General features: G+C 61.0%; 4 protein-coding genes and 2 pseudogenes. 1 reads left to right on the top strand and 5 read right to left on the bottom strand.

Going from position 1 to position 5459, the window contains the following annotated elements; genetic code table 11:
- Nucleotides 1-127: 127 nt before the first annotated feature.
- The 4 genes and pseudogenes from BVER_RS27230 to BVER_RS35405 all read right to left on the bottom strand — a co-directional run.
- Nucleotides 128-748 (bottom strand): annotated as a pseudogene (locus BVER_RS27230) (ABC transporter permease family protein); the annotation flags it as partial.
- Nucleotides 749-809: 61 nt separating this feature from the next.
- A complete protein-coding gene (locus tag BVER_RS27225) occupies nucleotides 810-1853 on the bottom strand; it encodes a microcin C ABC transporter permease YejB (protein WP_050455912.1) in 1044 nt (347 codons plus the stop codon).
- A 14-nt stretch (nucleotides 1854-1867) separates the two neighbouring features.
- A pseudogene (locus BVER_RS27220) lies at nucleotides 1868-3657 on the bottom strand (extracellular solute-binding protein).
- Nucleotides 3658-3794: 137 nt separating this feature from the next.
- On the bottom strand, nucleotides 3795-3917 hold the full coding sequence (locus tag BVER_RS35405; protein ID WP_269750819.1) for a hypothetical protein: 123 nt from the start codon (nucleotides 3915-3917) through the stop codon (nucleotides 3795-3797).
- On the opposite strand from BVER_RS35405, the gene fabI reads away from it, so the two are divergent.
- Nucleotides 3916-4713: an enoyl-ACP reductase FabI gene (gene fabI, locus BVER_RS27215; protein WP_050455911.1), complete on the top strand. Its 798-nt coding sequence runs from the start codon at nucleotides 3916-3918 to the stop codon at nucleotides 4711-4713. The two genes, BVER_RS35405 and fabI, sit on opposite strands and share 2 nt — an antisense overlap.
- 84 nt (nucleotides 4714-4797) lie before the next feature.
- On the opposite strand, the gene BVER_RS27210 is transcribed toward fabI, so the two are convergent.
- Nucleotides 4798-5163 (bottom strand): hypothetical protein, encoded by a 366-nt coding sequence (locus BVER_RS27210; protein ID WP_050455910.1) that lies wholly within the window; start codon nucleotides 5161-5163, stop codon nucleotides 4798-4800.
- Nucleotides 5164-5459: the final 296 nt, after the last annotated feature.

The following is a 5459-nucleotide window of genomic DNA, read 5'->3' as shown; positions in this document are numbered from 1 at the left end:
TTGTGCTGATACAAGCGCAACCGGCATCAGTGAGATGCTTCGTGCCGTGCTCGAGCCGTATGCGGGGAAACTCGCACGTACGGTTCTTCGGGGGCCGCGTTTCCGAGAGGGAACGTGGCTACCCTCTGATAAGGCTCGGCTCAAAAATCGACGCGAAGATGATCAGCAGATACAACTCGGGCAACGCGCTCCATATCTCGATGAGCCGCTGTCCGGTGATATCCACGCGTCCGCCGAAGTAACCCTGCACCGCGCCCGCCAGCACGCCGAGCACCGTGCCGATCGCCGTCAGCACGAGCGCGAAAATCACCGATACGCGAAAGCCGTAGACGAGCCGCGCGAACACGTCGCGTCCGCGATCGTCGGTGCCGAGCCAGTTCTCGCGCGAAGGCGGCGCGGGATTCGACGCCTTCGAGAAGTAGTTGAGCGTGTCGTAGTAGTAGTGATTCGGCGGATACACCGCGAAATTGCCCGGCGCGCTGAAGCGATCGCGCACGTAGGGATCGAGATAATCCGCGGGTGTCGGGAAATCGCCGCCGAAGGTGGTCTTCGCGTACGTCTTCACGAGCGGAAAGTAGTAGTGCCCTTGATATCGCACGACGATGGGCTTGTCGTTCGACCACATCGGTCCGAGCAAGCTGATGACGAACGCCGTCACGAAAATGACGAGGCTCCAGTAACCCAGGCGATTGCGCTTGAAGCGCAGCCACACGCGCCGCCCCGGCGAGACGGATTTTTCGACGCCCAGCGGCTGCGCATCGCTGCCGTTCGCGCGTCGTTGCGATCGTGATGAAGCGGCTCGGTTCAAGTCAGCGCTCCAGTTGCTCGAATTGAATGCGCGGATCGACCCAGACGTAGCAGAGGTCGGAGATGAGCTTGGTCGCCAGGCCGATCAGCGTGAAAAGATAGAGCGTGCCGAGCACGACGGGATAATCGCGCCGCACGACGGATTCGTACGAAAGCAGCCCGAGGCCATCGAGCGAAAACAGCGTTTCGATCAGCAGGCTGCCCGTAAAAAACGCGCCGATAAACGCGCCCGGAAAGCCGACGATCAGCGGCAACAGCGCATTGCGGAAGATGTGCTTCCACAGCACGCGGCGCTCCGATAAACCCTTCGCGCGCGCGGTCAGCACGTATTGCTTGCGGATTTCATCGAGGAAAGCGTTCTTCGTCAGCATCGTGATGACGGCGAAGCTGCCGACGACCGATGCCACGATCGGCAAGGTGATATGCCACAGATAATTGAGAATCTTGCCGCCGAGCGAAAGCGTCGCCCAGTTGTCGGACGTGAGATTGCGCAGCGGAAACAGTTGCCAGAACGAACCGCCGCCGAACAGCACGAGCAGCAGCACGCCGAGTACGAAGCCGGGAATCGCGAAGCCGATCAGCACGACGAGACTCGTCGCGACATCGAACTTCGAGCCGTTCTTCACCGCCTTCGCGATGCCCAGCGGCACCGATATCAAATACGTGAGCAGAAAGGTCCATAAGCCGATGCTGATCGACACCGGCAGCTTCGTCACGATCAGCGACCACACGCTTTGATGCCGGAAATAGCTATCGCCAAGATCAAAGCGCGCGAACCTGCCGAGCATCAGAAAGTAGCGCTGTAACGGCGGTTTATCGAAGCCGTAGAGCTTCTTGAGTTGCTCGACCTGTTGCGCATCGACGCCCGTATGCGTGCGCAGCCCGAAGCCGCCACCGCCGCCTTCGGTCTGTCCGCGCCGCAGATCGTGCACGGCCTGTTCGACCGGTCCGCCCGGCACGAACTGGATCACGACGAACGTCAGCGTCAGCACGCCGATGAGCGTCGGGATCATCAGCAGGATACGTTTGAGGATGTAGCTCCACATAGCGCGTCACCTCGTCAATGTTTGACCCACCACGTCTCGACGATCCAGCCTTCCGCGCCGTAGTACAGGGGCAGCGTCGCCGGATAGCCCAACGTGTTGCGATACGCCACGCGATGCGTCGCGTCGACGAGTTGCTCGCGCGTCTGCGCCGACACGACCTTTTGCAGGATCGAATCGACGGCCGGCGACTTCACGCCAGCGAGATTGTCGGAGCCCTGCTCGTCGGCCGATTTGCTGCCGAAGCGCGAAATCTGCTCGGTGCCGGGAATCTGCACGTCGGGCATGCGCACGCTGGTCACGTCGAAATCGAAGGCATCGAGGCGCTTTTGAATCAGCGCGAAATCGACGGTACGAAAGTTCATCGTGATGCCGAGCTTCTGCAGATTGCGACCGAACGCCGCCGCGACCGGTTCCATCGATGCCCCGCCGCTCGTGTCGTCGAGAATCTCGAAGACGAACGGCTCGCCCTTGGCATTACGCAACGCGCCATCGCGATAGGTCCAGCCCGCTTGCGCCAACAAGCCGCGCGCCTTGATCAGATTCGCGCGCAAAGAATCGGGCGGATTGGTGTTCGGCTGCGCGGGCATCTCGCCGAATACGGATGGATCGAGTTCCTTCTTCAACGGATTCAGGATCGCGAGTTCGCCCGCGCTCGGCGTGCCCTTCGCCTGCAAATCCGTATTCACGAAGAAACTGTCGATGCGCCGATACTGATTGAAGAACAGTTGCCGGTTGAGCCATTCGAAGTCGAGGGCGAGATCGAGCGCCTGACGCACGCGCACATCCTTGAACAAGGGCTTGCGCGTGTTGATGAAAAAGCCCTGCATGCCCGTGCCGTTATGCTGCGGAAACTCGTGCTTGATGAGTTCGCCGCTGTCGAAGCGCTTGCCGATATCGCGCCTAACCCAGCTACGCGCGATGTATTCGACCAGCACGTCGTACTCGCCCGCCTTGAACGCTTCGAGACGCGCGATCGGATCGCTGTACAGCTTGTAGTCGATATGCGCGAAGTTGTTCGTGCCGACGCGCACCGGCAGCGCATAACCCCAGTAATCGGGATTGCGCTTGTAGGAGATCGTGCGGCCGTTGTCGTAACGATCGATCAGATACGGGCCGCTGCCGATCGGCTTCTGAAACGCGAGTTGATCGAAGGGAACACGCGTGCCGTCCGGCTTCATGCCCCACTTCCGCGAGAACACGGGAATGCCGCCCGCGAGCAGCGGTATTTCGCGCGTCGCGGCCTTGAACTCGAAGCGAATCGTCGATGGATCGACGACCACCGCGCGCGCGATCTGACCGAAGTACACGGAAAATTGCGGCGCGGCGAGCGGGCTCTTCAAAGTCTCGAACGAAAACTTGACGTCTTCGGCCGTGACCGGATCGCCATTGGAAAAGCGCGCTTTCGGATTGATGTGGAAGGTCGTCGACATGCCGTCCGGCGCGACCGAGATATCGTCGGCGAGCAGGCCGTAGCCGGTCGCGACTTCATCGGAACTGCCGATCGTGAGGCTTTCGAACATCAGCGACAAACCCGGTGCGGCATTGCCGCGCAGCGTGAACGGATTGAACTTGTCGAAGCTCGTGAGACGGCTCGGATTGGCGAGCACCAGCGTGCCGTCGCGCGGCGCGTCGGGATTGACGTAATCGAGTGCTTGAATCCGGGCGGATATTTCGGTTGCCCGTATTGCGCGATGGCGTAGACGGCATGCGCGGGACTCGCGAACCATAAGGACGATCCGGTCAGCAATAGCGCGATAAACAAGCGCCAGGCGTGCGATAAGCGGATCGTCTTGCCAGTCGTCATAAGCCTCTTTGCGCTCGATGCGCGTTTGTCGGAACAGACCGCAGGAATTACCGCTTGGTTTCGTTTCGGGCACGCTGCAAGAACGCCTTGACGATGTGAGAGAATTCTACCCAAATTCACGCGCTGGCCGGTTCGTATCAAAACATCTCGAAGCACGCTTCGACGATCACGAAAACAGAGCCGCCGCGCAACGCACGCTGCGCGCGATCAATATCTCCACGCCAAAACGCGCGCAACATCGACTCAAAAGGAGCATTCATGGGCTTTCTCGCTGGAAAACGAATTCTGCTGACGGGCTTGCTGTCGAACCGTTCGATCGCTTACGGCATCGCCGAAGCATGCAAGCGCGAAGGCGCGGAACTGGCGTTCACCTATGTCGGCGAGCGCTTCAAGGAGCGCATCACCGAGTTCGCGAAAGAATTCGGCAGCGACATGATCTATCCGTGCGACGTCGCCGACGACGCGCAGATCGACGCGCTCTTCGCCTCGCTCAAGGAACGCTGGAACACGCTCGACGGCCTCGTGCATTCCATCGGCTTCGCACCGCGCGAAGCGATCGCTGGCGACTTCCTCGACGGCATGTCGCGCGAAAACTTCCGCATCGCGCACGATATCTCCGCGTACAGCTTCCCCGCCCTCGCCAAAGCCGCATTGCCGATGCTGAAAGACGGTTCGTCGCTGCTGACGCTCACCTATCTCGGCGCGGAACGCGCACTGCCGAACTACAACACGATGGGCCTCGCGAAGGCATCGCTGGAAGCGAGCGTGCGTTATATGGCCGCATCGCCGTCGCTCGGCGCGAAGGGCGTTCGCGTGAATGCCATCTCGGCCGGCCCGATCAAGACGCTTGCGGCCAGCGGCATCAAGGGCTTCGGCAAGATTCTGAACTTCGTCGAAGAAAACGCGCCGCTCAAGCGCAATGTGACGATCGAGCAAGTGGGCAATGTCGCGGCCTTCCTGCTGTCGGATCTGTCGGGCGGCGTGAGCGCGGAAGTCGTCCACGTCGATGCCGGTTTCCACGCGGTCGTCGGCGGAATGGGCGGCGAAGCGGAATAAGCTTCATCGCCGTCGATACGAAAAAGCGCCGCTCACATCATATGAGCGGCGCTTTTTTTCGTGCTTGTCGTGCCTATCCGGTGTTTAGTGTCGGCCGTGCGGACCGCCGTGACCGTAGCCGTGTCCCGGTGGCGGACCGTGATGCGGTCCGCGTCCATGTCCGTGATAGCGGTAGTAGTCGTTGCGGTTCCAGTAGCGGCGGCCATCCCAGTATCGGCTGCCGTGCCAGCCGATCACGACCGGCGCGCGCGCATACACCGGAGGCGGCGGTGCGTACACGACCGGCGGCGGTGGCGGCGCATAGACGGGCGTCGGCGCGACATACACCGGCGCGGGCACGCCGAGATTGACGCCGATATGCACGTCCGCGGCCTGCGCCGCGCCACCGGCGACACACGCCGTCAGCGCCAGCGCGCCAGCCAGAAATCGCCCCGAGAGATTCTTTTTCATGCAACTCACCTCGCTTCGTTGCTTATTAATGTGCGACGAAATATAACAAACCAGCCTCAAGCCTATATTTCAGCTTTGTAAGTTTTGACGCGCACCGGCATTACGTCTGGAGAAACCTTACCTTTTGTTACATTGCAGCCACACTTTGCGATGCGTGTATCCCACAACGATCGGCATAGGGGCGGCCAGCAAGCTGGCCGGTCCCCTGCCACACCACCCTGCCACACCACCCTGCCACACCACCCTGCCACACCACCCGGCGTGCGGGTCCGCACCGGGCGGTTCGGGAAGTTGAG

The sequence above is a fragment of the Candidatus Burkholderia verschuerenii genome, assembly GCF_001189365.1.
Taxonomy (GTDB): domain Bacteria; phylum Pseudomonadota; class Gammaproteobacteria; order Burkholderiales; family Burkholderiaceae; genus Caballeronia; species Caballeronia verschuerenii.
The sequence above is the reverse complement of the archived record's forward strand: the minus strand, read 5'-3'. Positions and strand labels throughout refer to the sequence as shown.